22 protein-coding genes are annotated in these 21,935 nt (G+C 59.9%); 1 reads left to right on the plus strand and 21 read right to left on the minus strand.

Annotated elements, in window-relative coordinates:
• Nucleotides 1-121 precede the first annotated feature (121 nt).
• From ACIPLA_RS20145 to ACIPLA_RS20190, 10 genes are all read right to left on the minus strand, one after another.
• On the minus strand, nt 122-1,051 hold the full coding sequence (locus ACIPLA_RS20145) for a PfkB family carbohydrate kinase (protein ID WP_218397685.1): 930 nt from the start codon (nt 1,049-1,051) through the stop codon (nt 122-124).
• Nucleotides 1,044-2,510, minus strand: a complete 1,467-nt coding sequence (locus tag ACIPLA_RS20150; protein ID WP_401175375.1) for a purine-cytosine permease family protein — start codon at nt 2,508-2,510, stop codon at nt 1,044-1,046. The genes ACIPLA_RS20145 and ACIPLA_RS20150 overlap by 8 nt, the downstream gene beginning before the upstream one ends.
• 221 nt (nt 2,511-2,731) lie before the next feature.
• On the minus strand, nt 2,732-3,730 hold the full coding sequence (locus ACIPLA_RS20155) for an ADP-ribosylglycohydrolase family protein (protein WP_401175378.1): 999 nt from the start codon (nt 3,728-3,730) through the stop codon (nt 2,732-2,734).
• The gene (locus ACIPLA_RS20160) at nt 3,727-4,440 is read right to left on the minus strand and encodes a GntR family transcriptional regulator (protein WP_401175381.1); all 714 of its coding nucleotides are present in this window, start codon (nt 4,438-4,440) and stop codon (nt 3,727-3,729) included. The genes ACIPLA_RS20155 and ACIPLA_RS20160 overlap by 4 nt, the downstream gene beginning before the upstream one ends.
• Nucleotides 4,441-4,704: 264 nt before the next feature.
• Nucleotides 4,705-5,673, minus strand: a complete 969-nt coding sequence (gene araH, locus ACIPLA_RS20165) for an L-arabinose ABC transporter permease AraH (protein WP_095055320.1) — start codon at nt 5,671-5,673, stop codon at nt 4,705-4,707.
• A 9-nt stretch (nt 5,674-5,682) separates the two neighbouring features.
• Nucleotides 5,683-7,227 carry an L-arabinose ABC transporter ATP-binding protein AraG gene (gene araG, locus ACIPLA_RS20170; RefSeq protein WP_401175385.1) on the minus strand — a complete coding sequence of 515 codons (1,545 nt, stop codon included), beginning with the start codon at nt 7,225-7,227 and terminating at the stop codon, nt 5,683-5,685.
• A gap of 66 nt (nt 7,228-7,293) precedes the next feature.
• Nucleotides 7,294-8,298, minus strand: coding sequence for a substrate-binding domain-containing protein (locus ACIPLA_RS20175; protein WP_401175388.1), 1,005 nt, complete (start codon nt 8,296-8,298; stop codon nt 7,294-7,296).
• Between the two features lie 130 nt (nt 8,299-8,428).
• Nucleotides 8,429-9,247 (minus strand): SDR family oxidoreductase, encoded by an 819-nt coding sequence (locus ACIPLA_RS20180; RefSeq protein ID WP_123494571.1) that lies wholly within the window; start codon nt 9,245-9,247, stop codon nt 8,429-8,431.
• 273 nt (nt 9,248-9,520) lie between these two features.
• Nucleotides 9,521-10,396 carry an SMP-30/gluconolactonase/LRE family protein gene (locus ACIPLA_RS20185; RefSeq protein WP_218397695.1) on the minus strand — a complete coding sequence of 292 codons (876 nt, stop codon included), beginning with the start codon at nt 10,394-10,396 and terminating at the stop codon, nt 9,521-9,523.
• 129 nt (nt 10,397-10,525) lie between these two features.
• Nucleotides 10,526-11,242, minus strand: coding sequence for a FadR/GntR family transcriptional regulator (locus ACIPLA_RS20190; protein ID WP_007903969.1), 717 nt, complete (start codon nt 11,240-11,242; stop codon nt 10,526-10,528).
• A gap of 247 nt (nt 11,243-11,489) precedes the next feature.
• Between ACIPLA_RS20190 and ACIPLA_RS20195 the strand changes: the two genes are divergently transcribed.
• A complete protein-coding gene (locus ACIPLA_RS20195; protein WP_218397697.1) occupies nt 11,490-12,362 on the plus strand; it encodes a triacylglycerol lipase in 873 nt (290 codons plus the stop codon).
• A gap of 60 nt (nt 12,363-12,422) precedes the next feature.
• Here the strand turns inward: ACIPLA_RS20195 and ACIPLA_RS20200 are convergent, their stop codons facing one another.
• The 11 genes from ACIPLA_RS20200 to fabF form a co-directional block, all read right to left on the minus strand.
• Entirely contained in the window at nt 12,423-12,983 is a 561-nt protein-coding gene (locus ACIPLA_RS20200; protein WP_218397699.1) for a DUF1285 domain-containing protein, read from the minus strand.
• Nucleotides 12,984-12,999: 16 nt separating this feature from the next.
• Nucleotides 13,000-13,605, minus strand: a complete 606-nt coding sequence (locus tag ACIPLA_RS20205) for a DUF4823 domain-containing protein (protein ID WP_401175393.1) — start codon at nt 13,603-13,605, stop codon at nt 13,000-13,002.
• 191 nt (nt 13,606-13,796) lie between these two features.
• On the minus strand, nt 13,797-14,765 hold the full coding sequence (locus ACIPLA_RS20210; protein WP_192343999.1) for a GTP 3',8-cyclase MoaA: 969 nt from the start codon (nt 14,763-14,765) through the stop codon (nt 13,797-13,799).
• Between the two features lie 139 nt (nt 14,766-14,904).
• The gene (locus ACIPLA_RS20215) at nt 14,905-15,543 is read right to left on the minus strand and encodes a TetR/AcrR family transcriptional regulator (RefSeq protein WP_008067794.1); all 639 of its coding nucleotides are present in this window, start codon (nt 15,541-15,543) and stop codon (nt 14,905-14,907) included.
• Nucleotides 15,544-15,925: 382 nt separating this feature from the next.
• Nucleotides 15,926-16,717: a TatD family hydrolase gene (locus ACIPLA_RS20220; RefSeq protein WP_123494576.1), complete on the minus strand. Its 792-nt coding sequence runs from the start codon at nt 16,715-16,717 to the stop codon at nt 15,926-15,928.
• Nucleotides 16,718-16,731: 14 nt separating this feature from the next.
• A complete protein-coding gene (locus ACIPLA_RS20225) occupies nt 16,732-17,088 on the minus strand; it encodes a PilZ domain-containing protein (RefSeq protein ID WP_008014345.1) in 357 nt (118 codons plus the stop codon).
• A gap of 43 nt (nt 17,089-17,131) precedes the next feature.
• Nucleotides 17,132-18,118: a DNA polymerase III subunit delta' gene (locus tag ACIPLA_RS20230; protein WP_401175399.1), complete on the minus strand. Its 987-nt coding sequence runs from the start codon at nt 18,116-18,118 to the stop codon at nt 17,132-17,134.
• Nucleotides 18,111-18,743, minus strand: a complete 633-nt coding sequence (gene tmk, locus ACIPLA_RS20235) for a dTMP kinase (protein WP_123494578.1) — start codon at nt 18,741-18,743, stop codon at nt 18,111-18,113. The genes ACIPLA_RS20230 and tmk overlap by 8 nt, the downstream gene beginning before the upstream one ends.
• A 19-nt stretch (nt 18,744-18,762) precedes the next feature.
• Nucleotides 18,763-19,989 carry an endolytic transglycosylase MltG gene (gene mltG, locus ACIPLA_RS20240; protein ID WP_401175402.1) on the minus strand — a complete coding sequence of 409 codons (1,227 nt, stop codon included), beginning with the start codon at nt 19,987-19,989 and terminating at the stop codon, nt 18,763-18,765.
• Between the two features lie 3 nt (nt 19,990-19,992).
• Nucleotides 19,993-20,808 (minus strand): aminodeoxychorismate lyase, encoded by an 816-nt coding sequence (pabC, locus tag ACIPLA_RS20245; protein ID WP_401175405.1) that lies wholly within the window; start codon nt 20,806-20,808, stop codon nt 19,993-19,995.
• Nucleotides 20,808-21,935 (minus strand): beta-ketoacyl-ACP synthase II (gene fabF, locus ACIPLA_RS20250; RefSeq protein WP_401175408.1); only part of this gene is annotated, 1,128 nt, incomplete at its 5' end. The genes fabF and pabC, both read right to left, overlap by 1 nt.

A 21,935-nucleotide genomic window follows, 5' to 3' on the forward strand; every position in this document is an offset into this window, starting at 1 on the left:
CCTCTTCGCGAGCAAGCCCGCTCCCACATTGGATCTATGCTGGTCGTTAAATGTGTGAACGACACAGATCAAATGTGGGAGCGGCGGTGCGACGATTCGACTTGCTCGCGAAAGCGGTGGATCAAGCGCCTAAAGTCTCGCGGATCAACGCATCCACCTCAACCGCCCCCGGCGAAGTCGCCGGCCCCCAACGAGTGACGGCCAAAGCAGCTGCCGCGTTGGCCCGCCGCGCCGCGTCTATCGCCGACAAACCTTGCGCCAACCCCGCAACCAACACCCCGGCATGGGCATCCCCCGCACCGTTGCTGTCGACGGCCGTGACCTTGAATCCCGGCACATGCTGACGGTCACCACGCTGGCTGATCCAGCACCCCTGCGGCCCATCGCGTACCACCATCAAGGCGTCCGCCGGCAAATGATCCGCCAGCCCATTCAACGCCTCGGCAATGTCTGCCCCCCCGGTAAACCGCAGCGCCTCGACACGGTTGCTGGTCCACAGATCGATGCGCTGCAACAAGGCCTTCATCAGCGGCGCGCCCGGCAAATCCACCAACGGCCCCGGATCGAACACCACCTTGATCCCGTCCGGCAGATCCAGCACCCAATTCACCAGTGCCTGAGCCTTGCCGCCATGCAGCAGGCTATAGCCGCTGACATAGACAAAATCGCCCGCCTCGATCGGCACGCTCGCCAGGTCTTCGGCGGTCAATTCGCCTTCGGCACCGATGCAGGAAATGAACGTGCGCTCGGCCGAGGCTTCGGTCAGCGCGACGCACAGCCCGGTGTCGCGCTCGGTGCTCTGATCGATGCCGATCCGAATGCCTTCAGCCGTCATCGCCTCTCGGGCCATGTCGCCGAAACGGCCCTTGCCATGGCCACCGAGGTAGACCACCGGCAAGCCGTTTCGCCGGGCCGCAGCCATCACATTGAAGCCACCGCCAGCCTCGAAACGGGCGGATTGCGCCAGCACATCACCGCCTGAATGAGGCAATTTATCCACGGCCATGACCAGATCGATCATGACCTGGCCGGTGTGTAGCAGGTTAGGCATGAGCCGGCTCGATCAACGCAGTGCGGCGATCCTTGGCACCGCCGAGTACCCCGTAAATGCCACCGGCCACCAGGAACGTGACGATCCAGCCCAGGCCGTTGTGGCCCAGCCAGGAGTCGGACAAAAAGCCCCGGAACCAGACATCTTGTTCAGTGGTGCCAATGGTGGTGAAACTGAAACCCAACACAATCGCCACCGCCCATGCACCGAAGGCGCGCCACTCGACGCCACCGCGATACCAGTAGGCGCTGCTCGGGCTGACGTCCAGCAGATCTTTGGGGCTGTAGTAATGACGATGAATCAGGTCGACTACAAAGATCCCGACCCATGCCGTGATTGGCACGGCTAGCAAGGAAATGAAGGTGATGAACGGGCCGTAAAAACTCTCGGCGATCAGCATGAAGTAGATCGAACCGGCGAAGATCGCAATGATATCGAGCACCACCGCATACACGCGCTTGACCTTCAGGCCGAGGGTCAGCGTGGTCAAACCGGCGGAGTACACCGACAGGTTGTTCGACAGCAGCAGCCCGCCGAATGCGGTGATCAGATACGGCACGGCCATCCAGGTCGGCAGCATGTCGCGGATCGCGACGATCGGGTCCGTGGCCGAGGCCAGATCATTGTTGCCCACCGACAGCAAACCACCGAGGGTGATCAGCAGCACCAGCGGAATCCCCGCACCGAACGCCGCCGACGCCACCAGACGCGCGGCTTTGACGCTGCGGTGCTGGTAGCGCGACATGTCGGCACCGGCGTTGGCCCAACCGATCCCGGTGCCGGCGGCCATGGTGCCGATGCCGATGATCATTGCGCTCAGGGGCGCTGGCGTGGCGTTGAATACGGCGCTCCAGTCGATGGTCGCGCAAAGGAAACCGCCGACCAGGATGTTCAACCCACCGAACACATAGGTCGCCCACCTCTGGATCACCAGCAACGTGGCGTGACCGAGGCCAGACACCGACAACGTCAGCAGGACAAAAATCGCGATGAACACCAGGGTCAGCAGCGGCGCGCTTTTGGCTTCCACCGGCGAGCCGAACAGAATCGAGCACAGCGACAGCAAGACGAATGCGGCGGTGGTGGTGTTGACGGTTTCCCAACCCAGTCGCGACATCAGCGAGACCAGCGTCGGGCCGATATTGCCGCGCACCCCGAAGATTGCTCGCGACAGCGTCAGGCTCGGTGCGCGGCCACGGCGACCGGCAATGGAGATGATCCCGACCACCGCGAACGAGCCGGCGGCACCGAGGATGGCGACGATGATCGCCTGCCAGATCGCCAGGCCGCGGAAGGCCACCAGCGTGGCACCCAACGGTAAGCCGAGGATGGAAATGTTGGCGGCAAACCAGACCCAGAACAGTTGCAGTGGGTGACCGTTGCACTCCCCTTCCGGCACCGGCTCGATGCCACGGGTTTCCAATTGCCCGGCACTTTGTCCGGTGTTCGATGAACTCATGAAAACTGCTCCTGTTGCCATTGTTGTGGTTGTGGGCAATTCGGAAGTCGACATGACTTTCCGGCGGTCCTTGCCATATCTGTGCGCTCCATTGCGGGTGAAATACTTCAAATGTGCGTTGCGCCCTTCGCGAGCAAGTCCGCTCCCACAGGTTTGATGTGAACCATGAGAATTGCGCCATCCTTGTGGGAGCGGGCTTGCTCGCGAAGACGCCAGTCCAGTCAACGCAGAGCCAACAGCCCTTGCACCAACGGTTCCAACTCCAACGAATTAACGGCTTTGACCTTTTCGATCATCGCCACAGGCCAACTTTCAAGCCCAAGGCAGGCTCCAAGCATGGCGCCGAGAATCGCCGCGATGGTATCGGTATCTCCGCCCAGACTGGCAGCCATGCACAACGCTTCGAAGGCCGTCATCTGCCCGATAGCCACTTGCCGAGCCAGCGCAAACGACACCACCACCGATTCCTGCGAGGCCACCGAAGTGCCGATCACGTCGTACAGCAAATCCGCCAGCAACGCCTTGTCGCAGTCGACGCTGATGCTCCACGCCCAACCGATGCGCGCGGCGATACGTCCACCAGCGACCCAGTGGCCATGGCTTTCGGCTTGCCGAGCGATCTGCTGGCCAAGGTTCAATGCTTCGCCCAGGTCCATGCCGTTGATCCCGGCAGAAACCACCGCCGCCACCGCCGCCGCACTGGCAATTCCCAGCGTGGTGTTGTGGGTCACCTGACAGGCCTGCACCACGGCGCGGATGAAACGCTCGGGATCGGCAACATCGGCCGCAATCCCCACCGGGGTGATGCGCATGGCCGCACCATTGGTGGTGCCGTGGCGGCCTGCCTCTTCCAGCGAGTGGCCGGCGAGGATCATCTCGATCGCGCGTTTGGTCGAGGGGCCGAGCAAATCCTGCGAGCCCTTGGCTTGCATCCCTGCTTCCCATTTGATCAAGCGTTGGGCCAGCACCGCCGGTTCGATCCAGCCCTCGCCTTCAATCAACAACTGGCCGAGCAGAATCGCCTGCTCGGTATCGTCAGTGATCGAACCTTTGGGCATGTTGGCGGCAATCGGTTGATCCGGGCCAGCGTCTTGCAGATCGGTGATCTCGCCGAAGCGCGCCTTGATCTCGGCGCGGCTCAGGGATTGTGTAGGCATGCCCAACGCATCGCCCAGGGCCAGCCCATAGAAGGCGCCCAGCGCACGGTCGAGCGCGGTCATTTTGAAGTTCCAATTTGCAGATGCAGACGAAAATGCACCGGATCGAGCAGGCTTTCGACCTGTTCCATGAAGCGATTCTGACGGTCGTAAGTGGTGCGCAGGGCCTTGAGGAACACCGTGCCCTCCGGGCGCCCGAGCAATTCGGCGTCTTCGGCATTCAAGGGTTCGGCGCCGATCCACTGATCGCCGTGATCGCCAATGTAGCCATAGGCGGCCAACGTGATGGTCAGGGAGTCATCGATCAGCCCCACTCGCGGGAGACTTTCCAGGCCGCCAGTGGCAGGCATCAATGAACGCTCAAGAGACACCAGCGTGCCATCGGTGCCGCGCCGCCGCCGGTCGAGGGTGATGAATTGATCGGTACCGAAACGCGCCAACAGGTCCGGACGAGTAACCGCCTCCAGCCGCAGCACTTCGGTATTGATCAGCGCCCCGTTGTCGGCCAGCGCCTGGGCCCAGCCGTTGCGCTGATCGAGCACCACACCATCGAACGTGACGATGGACCCCACTGCGCCTTGCGTAGCGATGTCGTGGCGCCGCTTCAGTTCGACCAGGGCTTCACGCAGCGTGCCACGGCTGACCTTGAATTCTTGAGCCAACTGATGTTCGCCCGGCAATAGAACGCCGTCCTCCATGAGGCCGTTTTCGATGCGCCGGACGAGCTCGTCGACCACCTGTTGTTTCTTGTCAATTCGTAGCGGTCTAATCATGTACACCTCGGGTGTACCGTCATAGCTGAAACGGGTTGGGGCGAGCAAGGGATATTTTGTGAAAGTGGGTGAAGAATCCCGGTTCAAAATCGACCGCTGCGCGATCAATCGTCGGATCGCCACACTGGATTTGCCGTGCACACAACTTGAGGACGCCCCAAATCAACTGTGGGAGCGGGCTTGCTCGCGAAGGCGTCGGCACATCCAGCATCAATGCGACAGACAAACCGCTTTCGCGAGCAAGCCCGCTCCCACAAGTGGAGGTCAGCGCTGTTTCAATCGGTCAATCACCACCGCCAGCAACAAGATCGAACCGCGAATCACGTACTGATAAAACGTATCGATATTCTTCAGGTTCATCGCATTTTCGATGATCGCCAAAATCAAGACCCCGGCAATCACATGCCGAATCATCCCGATCCCGCCACTCAACGACACCCCGCCGAGCACGCAGGCCGAGATCACAGTCAGCTCGAAACCCTGGCCAATCATCGGCTGGCCGGACGTCATGCGCGACGCCAGGATCACCCCGGCCAACGCACCGATCACACCGTGTACGGCGAAGATGATGATCTTGGTCCGGTCAACGTTCACCCCGGCCAGCAACGCCGCTTCCTGGTTGCCGCCGATGGCCATGGTGTTGCGCCCGTAGGTGGTGTAGTTCAGCAACCAGCCGAAAAACAGGAAGCAGACGATGGTGATCAGAATCGGCACCGGCACGCCGAACAACTGACCATTACCGAAGACGAAGAACTGTTCCTGCGAAACGCCCACCGCTTTGCCGTTGGCAAAAATGTAAGCCAGGCCACGCACAATCTGCATCGTCGCCAGCGTGGTGATCAACGCATTGACCCGCAGCTTGGCGATCACGATGCCATTGATCAGCCCGACAATCAGCCCCATCACCAGCGCTGCACTCACGCCGAGGAACACGCTGTCGGTGTCGCGCATCACCACTGCCGCGACCACGCCGGCGCAGGCAATCACCGAGCCCACCGACAAGTCGAAATGCCCGGACGCCAGGCAATACAACATGGTGCACGCGGCAATCCCGGTCGTAGAAATCGCCAGGCCCAAGCCACGCATGTTCAGTGGCGACAGGAAGTTGTCGATCAGCAAGGTGCAAAGCACAAAGATCCCGACGGCCGCCAGCAGCATCACCCAGTCATCGAGAAAGCGCCGCAGGTCCAGCGGTTTGCGCGGGGTTGGCAGAGCGTTGTTTTGGACGGTCATAGTCACCTCTCAGTTCGCCACGTCGGCAGCACGTTGGCGTGGCAACGCCAGTTGCAGCAGGTTAGATTCATTGGCGTGTTCGCGGGTCAGTTCGCCGCGCATCGCGCCTTCGCAGAGCACCAGGATGCGGTCGGAAATACCCATGACTTCCATCAGATCGCTGGACACCACAATTACCGCGATGCCGCTGGCCGCCAGGTTATGGATGATCTGGTAGATCTCGGCTTTGGCCCCGATGTCGATGCCCCGGGTGGGCTCGTCGAGCAGCAGGACTTTCATCGGCATCGACAGCCAGCGACCGAGAATCGCCTTCTGCTGATTGCCGCCAGACAGGTACATGATTTTCTGCGCCGCGTTGGGCGTCTTCACCTTCAGCGCCTTGATCTGCTTGTCGGCATTGTCCTTTTCCCACAGGCCGCGCAACAGGCAGCCGAAGGTGGAATGGGCGCCGCGAGCGCTGATGTTGATGTTCTCGGCGACGCTGGCGAGCGGCAGGATGCCCTCCTTCTTGCGGTCCTCGGGGCACAGCAAAATCCCCGCGGCGATGGCATCGCGCGGCGAACGCAGTTTCAGTTCATGACCGCGTAATTCCAGGCGCCCGGCGGTGTTGCGCGTGAGCCCGCAGAGCATCCGGAACAGCTCGGTGCGCCCGGCCCCGACCAGGCCGAACAGCCCGAGGACTTCACCCTTGTGCACCTCGAAACTCACCGGCTCACGCAAGCCCGGCCCCAGTAACCTGTCGACCTTGAGCGCCACCGCGCCACGCGGGCGGCTGCGGTAATCGTAGATATCCTGAATGTCGCGACCGACCATGCACGTCACTAACTGATCATGGGTCAGCGCACTCATGTCCTCGAAGGTGCGCACGAAGCGGCCGTCCTTGAACACCGTCACCGCGTTGCAGATGCGGAACACTTCTTCCATGCGATGGGAGACGTAAAGCACCACTTTGCCTTCGTCGCGCAGGCGCCCGATGATCGCCATCAAGCGATCGATTTCCCGCGCCGACAGGCTGCTGGTGGGCTCGTCGAATGCAATCACATGCGCGCCACGGGACAACGCCTTGGCGATTTCCACCAGTTGCCGCTGGCCGAGGGACAAGCGCCCGACTTTCTCTTGCGGATCGATTTCATCGGCCAGGCCTTTAAGGCAGGCCAATGCCTGTTGCCGCAAAACGCCGCGATTGATCAGACCGAAACTCGCCGGCAGATGCCCGAGAAACAGGTTCTCGGCGACGGTCATTTCCGGCACCAGATGCAGCTCCTGATGGATCACCGCAACCCCGCTGCCAATGCTGTCGGCGGTGGACTTGAAGATCCTCGTCCGCTCGCCGATCTGCAGATCGCCGCTGCTCGGCGTGTAAGCACCGCCAAGTATTTTCAGCAGCGTGGATTTACCGGCGCCGTTCTCGCCCATCAAGGCGTGAACCTGCCCCGGATGGGCGACGAAACTGATGCCGTCCAGCGCCTTCACACCGGGAAAGGTTTTGCCGATCCCGTTGAAGCGCAGGCTGCCGCCAATGTTCTGTTCATGTGTTTGTACGTGCGCGTGCATAAACCCACCTCATTACACCGATCAGGCAGCCCCGTCGCCAGGGCTGCCGATGAAATCAACCGCGCCTCAGTTCCACAGGCCGATTTTTTCCAGTTCCTGCTTGAAGTTGTCGCGCGTGATCAGCGTAACGTCGTCCATCGCGGTGTATTTGGGCGGTTCTTTGCCGGTGGTGACCCACTCGTACATCATGCTCGCGGTGTTGTAGCCCTCGATGTGCGGACTCGGCAGCATCGAGCCGAAGAAGCCGCTGTTAGGCTTTTTCAGTTCGCCGATGGCATCGGTGCCGTTGATACCAATGCCGATCACGTTGGCCGCGGCAAAACCAGCACTTTCGGTGGCGCGCACGCCGCCCAGCACGGTGTTGTCGTTCATGCCGCCGATGATCAGGTTTTTCGCCGCCCCCGGAAGCTTCACCAAGGCTGAGTTGGTGGCGTCCATGCTGCCCGGTACGTCGAGGGTTTTCAGCGCCGAAAAGAGGATGTGGTCTTTCGGCATACCGGCGTCTTCCAGCGCTTTGACAGAACCGTCGGTGCGTTTCTTACCGGTATCAAGTTCGTTGTAGGTGTTGATCACCGCGTAGGTGTCTTTCCAGTCCCAGCCGCGTTTTTTCGCTTCGGCGGCCATGGCGGCGCCCTGCTTCTGGCCGACTTCGAATGCAGCCATGCCCAGGTACGGCACGTTCTCCATGAACTTGCCGCCGGCATCGACGAAACGGTCATCGACGGCGATCACTTTCAAACCGTTGAGTTTGGCCTTGGCCATGATCGCCGGGCCCAGGGACACGTCCGGCGGGCAGATCACGAAGCCCTTGGCGCCGTTGGCCGCCAGACTGTCGATGGCCGAGAGGGTTTTCTCGCCGTCAGGCACGGCGATTTTGATGACGGTGAAGCCCTTGTCCTTGCCGGCCTTTTCGGCGAAGGCCCATTCGGTCTGGAACCAGGGCTCTTCCGCTTGCTTGACCAGAAAACCAATCTTCACTTCCTCGGCCGCCAGCAACGTACTGCTCAGGCTGACCGCGGTGGCCGCCAAAGCGGCACAGCACAGGGAACGGATCCCACGACGACGTTTCATAAGCTGACTCCTTGTTATTTTTTTTGAGCGTTATTTGAAAGCCAATACAGCGGTCGAAGCACGCAGCCAATAGTCATATCGTATGATGATTGGATTTCAGACGTAGTTTCGCGTTTGAAACCCGGGGCATTCAGTCGTGGTACATAACCGAGCGCCCACCATCGATGGTGATGCACGAGGCATTGATGAACGGCGCTTCATCGCTGGCCAGGAACACAGCGGTCATCGCCACTTCAATCGGCTGGCCGATGCGCCGCGGTGGATGCAGGTCGAAGGCCCGTTGACGTTCGGCATGGGGGTCGGCAAAACCGTTCCAGTAATCGACGTTCAGTTGGGTCTCGATGTAGCCCGGGGCGATGGCGTTGACCCGAATACCTTTGGGTGCGTATTCGATGCCCAAGGCGCGGGTCAGTCCCAGCAAGCCATGCTTGGCCACCGGGTACGGGAAGCAGCCGGGAATGATGTGAGTGGAATGGGTGGAGGCAATATTGATGATGCTGCCGATGCCCTGCTCGATCATCTGCGGCAACACGGCTTTGCAGCCATACCAGGCGCCGTCCAGATCGATGGCGAAGCAGCGATGCCAGTCTTCTTCGGTCATTTGCAGCGGGTCGCGGAACACGTTGACCCCGGCGCAGTTGACCAGCACGTCGATCCGGCCGTGAAGTTCGATGGCCAATTCAGCCATGGCGTGCAGGTCGTGCTGGCGCGACACGTCGGCCTTGATCGCTACGACATCCGCGCCTTGTTCACGCCAGTGCGCCGCGACTTTTTCAACTTTCTCGACCTGGATATCACTGATGACCAGCTTGGCCTGCTGGGAGGCGAAGGTTGCGACAATCGCTTCGCCGATACCCTGAGCGGCACCGGTCAACAGCACCACCTTGTTTTTCAGGCGCTCACCCTTGGGCGGTTCGGGCACCGGAGGCAAGGAAAGAGGTTCAGCCATGGATCAACACTCCTGTTTGAAGGCACGACGAAAACCGGACATCTGTCGATGTCCGGTCAAAAAGCTGTTGGGACCAGGCAGGCAGGCGCGAAAATGCCCGGGCGCCGAGGCGGCCTGAAGCACTGACTCCGTACGGGAGTGCGGTGGAATATCGCTGCATCACTTCACCTGTTTTGTTTTTTTAAGTGTGAGTGCGTGTAACTGATGGGGCCGACTATAAACCCGACCGCCAAATAATCTCAATATATAATTTTACATCCCATATTTTGGGATTTATCCAACGAATCGCTGACAAGGTTTTCCGGGCACATCCACTCGAATCGATAACAGCGCGCCGTCCAACGGATGATTGAGCGGGCTTGCAGCGCTGGTGATGTACAGGGTTTTGAAGTCTTCGCCACCGAACACGCAACTGGTGGGACGGCTGACCGGTAGTTCGATTACCCGGTCCACATAACCGTCCGGGTTCAGCCTTAGCAGACAACTGCCATCCCAACGGGCATTCCAGATATAGCCCTCGGCATCCATCGCCGAGCCGTCGGGGCCGCCGCGTTCGTGGGGGCCAAGCCAGACATAGGCGGTGTCCAGGTTGCCGTCGGTATGGATGAAATGCCGGTAAAGCGTGCTGTCGAGGCTGTCGGCGAAATACAGGGTTGTGCCGTCGTCGCTCCACAGCAATGTATTAGGGATGCCTAATCCTCGAAGCAGCGGCGTGACCCGCGCATCGCGGTCGATGCGAAACAGGCCACCGGAGCGGCGCACGACGGGCAAATCTTCGCCCTGCTCACCGATGTTGTTTTGCATGGTGCCCAGCCAGAGCCGGCCCTGGGCATCGCAGCGGGCTTCGTTGGGGCGATTGCCGGGTTGCGGATCGGCGACGCAGAACAAGGTCAGCCGAGGTTCAAGGCCCGGGGAATCCAGATCCAGCCGATAAACCCCACTGCTCAATGTCACCAGGGCATCGCCGCTTTCGCTGGGGATGAATGCGGACACGTGCTCCGGCATCTGCCAGATTTGCACATTGGCGCCGATCAGCCTGAGCGCTTGTTTACCGGCGATATCTACCCAATACAGCGCCTGGGTCGGAGCATCCCAAAACGGGCCTTCGCCGAGTTGCGCACGGTGTCCGGTAACCGCAGTCCACCTCATGAAACCTCCTTTTTTAATGCTTTTATGTGGGAGCGGGCTTGCTCGCGAAGAGGCCGTGACATTCACCATCTCTGTCGCCTGACACATCGCTTTCGCGAGCAAGCCCGCTCCCACAAGGGTTCTTTATTGTTAGCTGGCCTTCTTGTCGGCCATGACTTGCGGGTAGAAGCGTTTGATCGCCAGGTCCGCGTTATCGATCAGCGTCATGCAAGCCCACACACCCCGTGCGGCATCCCGGGCGGCGATGGCGTCGGCCATGTCTTTGTGGATTGGCAAGGTTCGGCGTAGTTCGTCCGGGTCGGCGGCAGACACTTCGAAAGACACGGCCAGCAACGCGCCGAGGGCCGGGACCATTTGTTCGATGAATTGATTGTGGCTGGCGGCGAGAATGCACTCGTGGAAGAACTGGTCGGCGCGGTTGTAATCGACGCCGCTGTCCACTGCCCGTTCCAGCGCGTTATAGGCCTGGAGTACGGCTTGCACTTGTTCCACCGTCGCCCGCTCGCAGGCCCAGCGCACCGCCATGGGTTCGATGGTGCGGCGCAGGTCGAGCAGGTCGTCGACGAAGTTTTCCGGCAAGCCGCTGCGCGACAGCCAGCCGACGACTTGCGGATCGAAGAGGTTCCAGCGCCGCACCGGCAATACGCGTGTGCCGACCTTTGGCCCGACTTCGAGCATGCCTTTGGCCACCAGGGTTTTGATGGCTTCGCGGATGACCGTACGACTGACACCGAGCTGCTCGCCCAGATCGGCCTCGACCTTGATGGTTTCGCCGGGCTTTACCTGGCCGGCAGCAATCCAGCACCCCAGCCAGTCGACCGTCGACGCATGAAAACTGCTGGACATGGGCACCTCGTCGACCGGTGATAAAAAGAAACGACACAAAGCCGTTCGCGATGGGTGTCCACGCTAATCATCATATGATTGGGTGTCAATTGGATTTTCAGATGCCTCGCCATACGGACACGGCTGTTCGTCCGAATCTTGCCCGAAGCGCTTTGATCCCATCCACTTTGTAAACTACGGTTAGCCGCAGCAGATCGGGCAGTCAGCGGTCTGTTCCCCTTCAAATCCGTTATCGACAGGTATGAACATGGACATGGATGCGTCTACGAAATACCCCATTGTGTTGGTTCACGGCCTTTTCGGCTTCGATAAAATCGCCGGTTACCCCTACTTCTTCGAAATCGAGGAAGCCCTGGAACGCGCCGGTGCTCAGGTGTTTGCGGTCAATATTCCAGCCGTCAACGGCAATGAGGAACGCGGTGAAAAACTGCTCGAGCACGTCAACCGCATTTTGCTGGAAACGGGAGCTGCCAAGGTCAATCTGATCGGCCATAGCCAAGGCCCTCTGGCCGCACGCTACGTAGCAGCGCTGCACCCGGAAAAGGTCGCGTCGGTCACGTCTGTCAGTTGCCCCAATCATGGCTCCGAGATTGCCGACCAACTGCATAAGGCGCTGACGCCCGGAGAGTTGCCCGAAGCGTTCGTACTGGCCCTGTTTGGCGCGGTCGGCACCTTCATTTCGTTGATCAGCGGCCATCCGGAAAACCCGATTGATGCTGAAGCGGCATTCGAATCGCTGACCAGCGCGGGATTGGCTGCCTTCAATCGCAAGTACCCGCAAGGGGTGCCAAAGGTTTGGGGCGGCGAAGGCAACGAAATTGAAAACGGCGTGTATTACTACTCCTGGAGCGGGATCGTGCAGAACTTCCAAAGCCTGCAACCACTCGACCCGAGTCATCTGAATACTGTCGTGCTGTCGAAGTTATTTTATAAAGAGAAGCGCGCCAATGATGGGCTGGTCGGCCGCTACAGCTCGCATCTGGGCAAAGTGATTCGCTCGGATTACCCGATGGACCACTTTGACGCCGTCAACCAAATGGCTGGGATCACCAGTTGGAACGTGAGCCCGGTGAGGCTCTACCTGGAACATGCTGAGCGACTCAAGAGCAAAGGTTTGTAAGCCCCCAAAAAAAACGGCCCGTTGCAATAACGGGCCGTTTCGTTGCCAACGCTCAATCGACTATGGCTCAAGCCCGATCGGGAAGAATTCGCCACCGCTCCAAACGCCCAGCCAACGCTGCCCGTCGATTTCACGACTCACCGCCAGCTCCACCAGTTGGTAGAACACATTGCGGTGAATCAGCGCTTCAAGGTTGGTGCGCACATGCACGTACGGCGCGGGTTCCTGAGTCACCGGATCGATCACCACGCGTATAGGGTGCTCGGCGCCGGCATCGGCCGTTTCATCGACGTTGGTGGTAAAGCGCAAGACCTGGGCATCACCCTCGCCTTCGACCTCAACAGCAATCGCCACGAACGGCGCGTCGTCGACCTTAATGCCAACCTTTTCGACCGGGGTAATCAGAAAATAATCATCGCCGTCGCGGCGAATGATGGTGGAGAACAGCTTGACCATAGGTTTGCGCCCGATCGGCGTACCCAGGTAATACCAGGTGCCATCGCGGGCGATGCGCATGTCGATGTCGCCGCAGAAGTCGGGGTTCCACAAGTGGACCGGCGGCAAGCCTTTGGTTTTGGGGATTTGCCCCAACAGATCGTTGGCTTTTTGCGGGCCACTCATGGCGTTCTCCTTTGAATTACTGGTCGCTGAGCCCCAGCAGGCTGCGAGCGTATTGCTCCAGCGGCGGGCCCAGCAAGTCTTCTGGCTTGTTGTCGTGGAACGTCAGTAAACCGCCACGACTCTTGATACGTGCAGTATCAATCAAATACTGGGTGCTGGTCTCGATCAACATGATTTGAATCACGCCGTTGTCGATTCCGAGGCGATCCACGTGTTCCTGGTCGAGCCATTCGTCGGAGTTGCCGATGCGATCGTCAGCCTTGGCGAAACGCGTGTAGAGCAGATAATGGGCGCCGGCGGCACGGGCTTCGCCCATGGCAGCGTCGAGGCCTTCCGGCGCGTGGGCGCGGCGGACCATCGGGAAATATTCGATAAAGCCGTTGAAGGCCTCTTCAGCCACCACGTTAGGTCGCGGGTAGGCATTGCCCGGCGGCGCGAAGGCACCCTGGGCGATGTAGATGAACGAGTCCGGCTGAATGCGGAAGTTATTCACGCGACGGCTGTCGCTGTGGTCCAGCAGGCCCGCGTCGCTCATGTGGTAGCGAGTCCCTTCGGCCATATCGCTGACATTCATGCAGCCACCAAGCGCCAAAACGGCCAGCAGCAAAACCAGGCTACGCATCCTACCCTCCAGAGGCCGGTGACGGAAAACCGGCGAATGGCCATGGGATGCAGCTTCCGCGCCAGCTCAATGTGCAGGGAATGTGTCAGGTGTTTTTGGGGAACCGAAAGATAGCTTTCGCGGGCAAGCCTCGCTCCTACGGGTCATGTGTGTAACCTGTAGGAGCGAGGCTTGCCCGCGAAGAGGCCCGATCAGCCGCCGATGATTTTCATGATGGTCGCGCCACCGGAGAACGCCACTTCCTGCTTGTCGCCCAAGGCTTTGACCAGCAGTCGCTGCAACGCCGGTAGCGCCTGGTGACGAGGTTTGTCCAACAAATCGCCGACATAGTGACGATTGCTCGACGACAGGCAGCCATGCAGCCAACCTGTAGACGACAAGCGTAGACGCGAACAGGTGCGGCAAAACGGAACGCTTTCGTTGGCGATCACGCCGAAGTGGCCCAGCCCCGGAATCTGGTAACGCACCGCCGTGGCATCGACCGGCGCATCGGCCTGAAGGTACTCGTAGCGTTCGCCGATCAGGCTCAGCAACTGCTGAAGGCTGACGAACTGTTGCAGGAAGGCATTGGAGTCGCTGGCCAGGTGGCCCATGCGCATCAACTCGATGAAGCGCAACTCGTAGCCGCGCTCCAGGCAATAATCGAGCAGCGGCATCACCTGATCAAGGTTCTGCCCGCGCAGCGGCACCATATTGACCTTGATTTTCATGCCGGCCACTGCGGCCTGGTCCATGCCGTCGAGAACGGTCGCCAGATCACCGCCGCGCGCAATACTGCGAAAAGCGCTGGCATCCAGGGTATCGAGGGAAACGTTGATGCGCCGAATGCCGGCATCCACCAGCAGTGGCAGCTTCTTCGCCAGCAACTGACCATTGGTGGTCAGGCTGATGTCCGCCAGGCCCATCTGACCGACGGCGGTCATGAAGGCTTCGAGTTTGGGGCTGACCAGTGGCTCGCCACCGGTAATGCGCAAACGCTCGATGCCCGCGGCCTCGATCAGGTAGGCCACGCCGCGTGCCATGGCCTCGGCCGACAACTCATCCTGTGCAGCCACCAGCCGCTTGCCGTTGGGCACGCAGTAGGTACAAGCGTAGTTGCAGGCTGAGGTCAGACTGATCCGCAAATTGCGAAAACGCCTGCCTTGACGGTCAACGATCATGGATCACTCCGGCGAGAGAAGATTCGAACACGCAAAACTTGACTCACAAATCAAGTTTTAGCAAGCCCTATGCCTGAGTATATTCCTGCGGTACTGCGCCATGTAGCTAAATCATGGCGCAACAAGGCAACTGACGGGTTCAGTTGCTCGGCGTGTCGGTATCGCGTTTGCGCTTGTTGCCCATGCGCACGCCGATGTCCATCAGGAACTGGAAGAAACCTTCCTGATCTTCCAGCACGTTGCTCCAGAACGGCGAGTGATACAGAGCCACCGCGCCATGTACCAAAGCCCAGGCCGCGCAGTAATGGAAGTAAGGCGGCACGTCTTCGAGCTTGCCTTCGCTGATCCGGCCCTTGATCAGCAGGGTCAGGCGCTCGAAGTTAGAGGCGCGGATCTTGTGCAGTTCCTCGACCATCTCCGGCACCTGGTTGCCCTTGACCACCTTTTCTTCCAGGCGATCGAACAACCGATAGCGTTGCGGGTCGCGCATGCGGAATTCGAAATAGGCCCGGGACAGGGCTTCCTTGTCCTTATCGACATCGGCCGAATGCAACAGCTCGTTCAAATCGCGCTCGTAATCGAGCATCAGGCGCAGATAGATCTCCGCCTTGGATTTGAAGTGCTTGTAGATCGTGCCTTTGCCGATACCGACGGCATCAGCAATCATCTCGACGGTGACACTGTCTTCACCTTGGTCGAGGAACAGCTTGAGCGCGGTATCGAGAATTTCTTGCTCGCGGCGACGAAACTCACGGACCTTACGAGGTTCTTTATGCATAAGAAAAGGTCTGTAGGGGTCAAAATTCGAAGCCGCGTATTATGCCTAACTTACGCCAAAATGCACGGATCATCCGACCATATATGTGTTTCTTGATGAATTCGCGCCACCTCGAGGGTCGATGAGAACTCAACCGAAGCGCGCGTATTCCAAATTTGTTTAAAAACCCGACCAGCTAAACTGGACTCGGCGCAATACTGATCAATACTTCAACTGTCGGCGAGGCATCTCCCCCAAGTGTCGCGCCGATGAAGGTACCAACGGATTGCGTGCCTTTGTTTTACTCCTAATGGTCTTAACCCGGATTCCCCCCCCAGAACCCGGGTTTTTTTTGCCTGTGATTCAGCAGCCAAAGCCCCGAAGGCTGCGATCTTTTCTAACGTTACACCGGCGCCCTGACATGCGCCAACGGGAACAAACGCTTGAAATTCTCGGTGGTTTGCTCGGCAAATCGTTCGTAGGACTCACCTCGCAACATGGCCAGAAATTCCGCTACCTCACGTACGTATTGCGGCAGGTTCGGTTTGCCGCGATAAGGTATCGGCGCCAGGTACGGCGAATCGGTCTCCACCAGCAACCGGTCAGCTGGCACCTTGCTCGCCACATCCCGCAAGGCATCGGCATTGCGAAAAGTGACAATACCGGACAAGGAAATGTAATACCCCATATCCAGCGCAGCCTTGGCCATTTCCCAGTCTTCGGTGAAGCAATGCAGCACACCCGCCTGAGGCAGTGCCGCTTCGCGCAGCAGTTCAAGGGTATCGGCCCGCGCGCCACGGGTATGAATGATCACCGGTTTGCCGGTCTGCCCCGCTGCTTGCAGGTGCAGACGGAACGACTCCTGCTGCAACGCTGCCGCTTCCGGCTCGTAGTGATAGTCCAGGCCGGTTTCACCGATCGCCACCACCCGCGGATGATTGAGTTCGTGCAACAGCCAGTCCAGCGCCGGTGCGGCACCCGGCTGCACATCGAGTGGATGCACGCCGACCGAACAGTCGACATCGTCGTAACGTTCGGCCAGCGCTTTGACGTCGGCGGCGTTATCGGCGCTGACGCCAATGCACAGGAAGTGCCCTACCCCGCGCGCACGGGCCGCATCGAGCGCGGCATCCAGGGAGCCGTCGTGGGCGGTGAGGTCGAGGCGATCAAGGTGACAATGGGAATCTACGAGCATAAAAGGGCTGCAACTTACATCGTATGAGTGGGACGGTCGGACTTCAGGGCTCCGGCCAGATGGGTTTCGATTCGACTGCGCGCGGTGTTGTCGCCTTCGTTGAATTGCACGCCAACCCCGGCGGCGCGATTGCCCTGGGCACCTTTGGGGGTGATCCAGGTAACCTTGCCAGCGACCGGAATCTTTTCCGGTTCGTCCATCAGGTGCAGCAACATGAAGACCTCATCGCCCAACTTGTAGCTTTTGTTGGTAGGGATAAACAGGCCACCGTTCTTGATGAACGGCATGTAGGCCGCGTAGAGCACGGCCCTGTCCTTGATGGTCAAGGACAAAATGCCATTTCGCGGCCCCGGACTGATGGGTTCGTTCATGTTGACCTCCACTGTCTGATGATCAGAGTCTAGTGTCAGACGGTCACTTCTGGGTAGGCAAAGATACCCATTGCACTAACAGCGCCTCCAGCAACAATGCCGGATTGAGGTTGGCTTTGCTCATCACTTTCTGGCGCTGGGCGAGGATCCAGTCCTGGATATTCAGGACCTTGTCCTGAGCGGATTTCTGCGCCAGGTATTGAATCACTTTGCGCATGTCCGCCAACCCCAGCCCTGCTTCATCCTGAGTCAATTGATAACGCAGGATCAGGCTCGACCAGTCGCAGAACCAGTCGAACAGCAGCAACATGGGAATGGTTTTCCACTCTTCTGCCAGTTGCGTCGGCGATTGCTGGTGCTTGAGCAACTTCTTCACGCCCTCGACCACCAGCGCCCGCTGCTCGCGCACGCCTTGTGCCTGCAATTTGACCGCGGCCAATGGCGAACCGGCGGCGAGGGTCAGCAGTTCAACGCGCTCTTCTTCCGAACAGTCCGGCAAAGCGCTGGCCAACCAGGCCAGACTCATGGCTTCGCTTGGCAATGGACAGGCTTGCTGCACGCAACGGCTCTTGATGGTTGGCAGCAGACGGCTGGTCTGGTGGCTGACCAACAGCAAAACAGTATCGCCGGACGGCTCTTCAAGGCTTTTCAGCAAGGCGTTGGCGGCGTTGATGTTCATCGACTCGACTGGCTCGATCAGCACCACTTTGCGCCCGCCCATCTGCGCGGTCTGAACCACGAAGCTGACCAGATCACGCACCTGATCAACCTTGATCGCCTTGTCTGCTTCTTCCGGCTCCAAAATGTAGTTGTCGGGGTGACTGCCAGCCTTCAGCAGCAGACAGGATTTGCACTCACCGCAGGCGTCTTGGGCGGTCGGGCGCTGACACAACAAATGGGCCATCAGACGTTCGGCCAGCGCGCGCTTGCCGATCCCGGCCGGGCCATGCAGCAAATAGGCATGGGCGTGCTGGGCACGGCCGGCCAATTGCTGCCAGAGACTGTCCTGCCACGGATAGGCTTCAGCCACGGGTCAGCTCCAGCAGACGTGGCAACAAGGCATCCAGAGACTGCTGAACCTGTGCCAACGGCTGAGCGGCATCCACCAGCACATAACGCGCAGGATCCGCTTTGGCACGCCCAAGGAAGGCAGTGCGCACTGCATCGAAAAACGCTCGGCCTTCGAGCTCGAAGCGGTCCAGCCGACCGCGGGCGCTGGCGCGGGCCAGGCCCACTTCTACCGGCAGATCGAAAATCAGCGTCAAGTCCGGGCGCAAATCGCCCTGGACGAACGTTTCGAGGGTCGCAATGCGCTCCAGCGACAAACCGCGACCACCGCCCTGATAGGCATAAGTCGAATCGGTAAAGCGATCGCACAGGACTACCGCGCCACGGGCCAGCGCCGGACGGATCACCTCGGCCAGATGCTGGGCTCGCGCGGCGAACACCAAGAGCAGCTCGGTGTCGGGGTTCATGACCTCATCGACCGGCGCCAACAGCACGTCGCGAATCCGCTCAGCCAGGGGCGTGCCGCCGGGCTCCCGGGTCAACACCACCTCGATCCCGGCAGCGCGCAGACGCTCGGCCAGGTATTCGCGATTGGTGCTCTTGCCGGCACCTTCCGGGCCTTCCAGGGTAATAAACAAGCCAGTCACAGGCAGTCCTTAGTCAGAGTCATTGCGGGCTTTGCGGCGCAGGTGCATCCGCTTCGGGTGCTGGCGCAGATTCTTGTGCAGGCTCTTGTGCAGGCTCTTGTGCAGAGCCTTGCTCAGAGTCTTGCGGCGATACTGGCGGCATTTCTTCGGGCGCCGTATTGGGCGAAGCCGCCGGGATTGGCGCCTGGGCATCCTCCGTCGACGGCGTAACAGTCGGCGCAGGGCTGGACCGGTAATCGGCACGTCGATTGATCTGGAACTCGCGCACCGCATTGTTGTGGGCGTCCAGATCATCGGAGAACACGTGGCTGCCATCACCGCGCGCGACAAAATACAGGCTGTTGCCGTCCGCCGGATTCAGCGCCGCATGGATCGCTTCGCGGCCCACCATCGCAATCGGCGTCGGCGGCAGGCCAGCAATCATGTAAGTGTTATACGGCGTCGGCTCCTTGAGATGAGCGCGGGTCAACTTGCCATTGTAACGATCACCCAGACCGTAAATCACGGTCGGATCGGTCTGCAACAGCATGCCCATCTCCATGCGCCGCACGAACACGCCGGCGATCTGCCGACGCTCCTGCGGCACACCGGTTTCCTTTTCCACCAGCGAGGCCATGATCAGCGCCTGATAGGGCTCGGTGTAAGGGACGTCGGCAGCGCGCTGGTTCCATTCCTTGAGGAGGACCTCATCGAGGCGGTCGTAAGCTTTCTTGAGCAGATCGGCGTCAGTCATGCCCCGCACGAAACGATAGGTGTCGGGGAAGAATCGTCCTTCGGGGAAAATCCCGCTGTGCCCGAGTTTGTCCATCACTTGGCTGTCGCTCAGACCGTTCAGGGTCTGTTCGAGCTTTTCATCCTTGGCCAGCGCTGCGCGAACCTGATGAAAATTCCAGCCTTCGACCAGCGTCAGGCTGTACTGCACCATTTCTCCGCGCTTCCACAGGTCGATCAGCCCATTGACTGTCATACCCGGCACCATGCGGTATTCGCCGCTGTGCAACGGTTGCCCTGCCAGATTAAAGCGCCAATACACGCGCAGCCAGAAAGCGTCTTTGATGACGCCATCGGCTTCGAGTCGAAGGAAGGTGCGGTTTGGCGTAGTGCCTTTGGGCACTTCCAGCAGCTCTTCCTGGGCGATGTTCAGCGGCTGTTCCAGCGCCGAATCGATTTTCCAGGCGCAAGCGCCGGCCAACAGCCCCGCCAGAACCAATCCGGTTTCCAGCAGCAGCAAGAATTTACGTCTCACGAATCAAGCATCCAGTAGCGCACGGGCAATGGTTTGGAGTTTACGGGTGAGCGGCCCAACCGGCCAGCTCAGTGCGGCATAGGCGCGCACCGGCCAAACGCCATACACGCTGTTGCAGACAAAGACCTCGTCAGCCCATTGCAGCTGCTCGAGAGTGATATCGGTGATTTGCGTGGGAATTCCCAATGACTTGGCTTGAAACAATAATTCGGCACGCATCACGCCCGCTACACCGCAGCGTTTGAGATTGGCGGTCACCAGCACGCCATCGCGTACCAGGAACAGATTGCTGAACACACCTTCGATCACCCGCCCGACCTGATCCAGCATCAAGCCTTCGGCATGCTCGGTGTCTTGCCATTCGGCACGAGCGATTACTTGCTCCAGACGGTTCAAATGCTTGAGACCGGCGAGCAATGGCTGTTTGGAAAGCCGTGTTGCACAAGGAAACAGACGAACGCCCTGCTCCGCATGAACAGCCGGATAAGCCGCAGGAGGATTGCCTTGCAGAATGCGTCGAGCCTGAGCCGAGGGATCGACGGCGTAACCGCGCAGACTGTCGCCGCGGGTGAGGATCAGTTTGAGCACACCCTCGCCCAGCGCGGCGGCATAGGCCAGCAGCTCTGCGCGGATCAGTTGATGATCAGCGGCAATCGCCAAGCGCGAACAACCCTCCGCCAGACGCGACAGATGTCGTTCCAGCAGCAGCGGCTGCCCGCCCTTGACTGCGATGGTCTCGAACAGACCATCACCGTAAGCCAGGCCGCGATCCTTCAGCGACAAAGCGTCAGCCGGTTGACCGTCGACCCAGCTGTCCATCAGTCAGCGAACCGGCGGAACACCAGCGAGCCATTGGTACCGCCAAATCCGAAGGAGTTGGACAGCACCACGTCGATATCCATGCCACGCGCCGTGTGGGGTACGAAGTCGAGGTCGCAGCCTTCGTCCGGCTCATCGAGGTTGATGGTCGGCGGTGCTACCTGGCTGTTGATTGCCAGCACGCTGAAAATCGCCTCGACCGCGCCCGCCGCACCCAACAGGTGACCGGTCATGGACTTGGTCGAACTGACCGCCAGCTTGTAGGCGTGATCGCCGAACACGGATTTGATCGCACAGGCTTCGGCGAGGTCGCCCGCCGAGGTCGAAGTACCGTGAGCGTTGATGTACTGAACCTGATCGCCATTGATCTTCGCATCGCGCAGGGCATTGGTGATGCAACGCGCAGCACCCGCGCCATCGGCCGGTGGCGAGGTCATGTGGTAAGCATCGCCACTGGTGCCGAAGCCGATCAGCTCGGCGTAGATGGTCGCGCCACGGGCCTTGGCGTGCTCCAGTTCTTCGAGCACCAGTGCGCCGGCGCCGTCGGACAGCACGAAGCCATCACGGCCTTTGTCCCATGGACGGCTGGCGCGGGTCGGCTCGTCGTTGCGGGTCGACAGTGCGCGGGAGGCACCGAAGCCGCCCATGCCCAGACCACACGCGGCCATCTCGGCACCACCGGCAATCATCACGTCGGCTTCGTCGTACATGATGTTGCGTGCCGCCATGCCGATGCAGTGCGTACCGGTGGTACACGCCGTGGCGATGGCGTAGTTAGGTCCCTGTGCCCCCAGATGGATGGACAGGAAACCGGAAATCATATTGATGATCGAGCCAGGCACGAAAAACGGAGAAATCCGTCGTGGCCCGGAATCATGCAGTGTGCGGCTGGTCTCTTCGATATTGGTCAGACCGCCAATACCCGAGCCCATGGCCACGCCGATCCGCTCGCGATTGGCGTCGGTGACCTCAAGACCTGCGTTACGCACGGCTTGAAAACCTGCAGCCAGACCGTATTGAATGAACAGGTCGAGTTTGCGAGCTTCCTTGACCGACAGGTATTCCTCGACATTGAAGCCCTTTACCGAGCCGCCAAAACGGGTGGAATAGGCAGAAAGGTCGGTGTG

This window comes from Pseudomonas sp. NPDC086112 (assembly GCF_044746425.1).
Lineage (GTDB): Bacteria > Pseudomonadota > Gammaproteobacteria > Pseudomonadales > Pseudomonadaceae > Aquipseudomonas.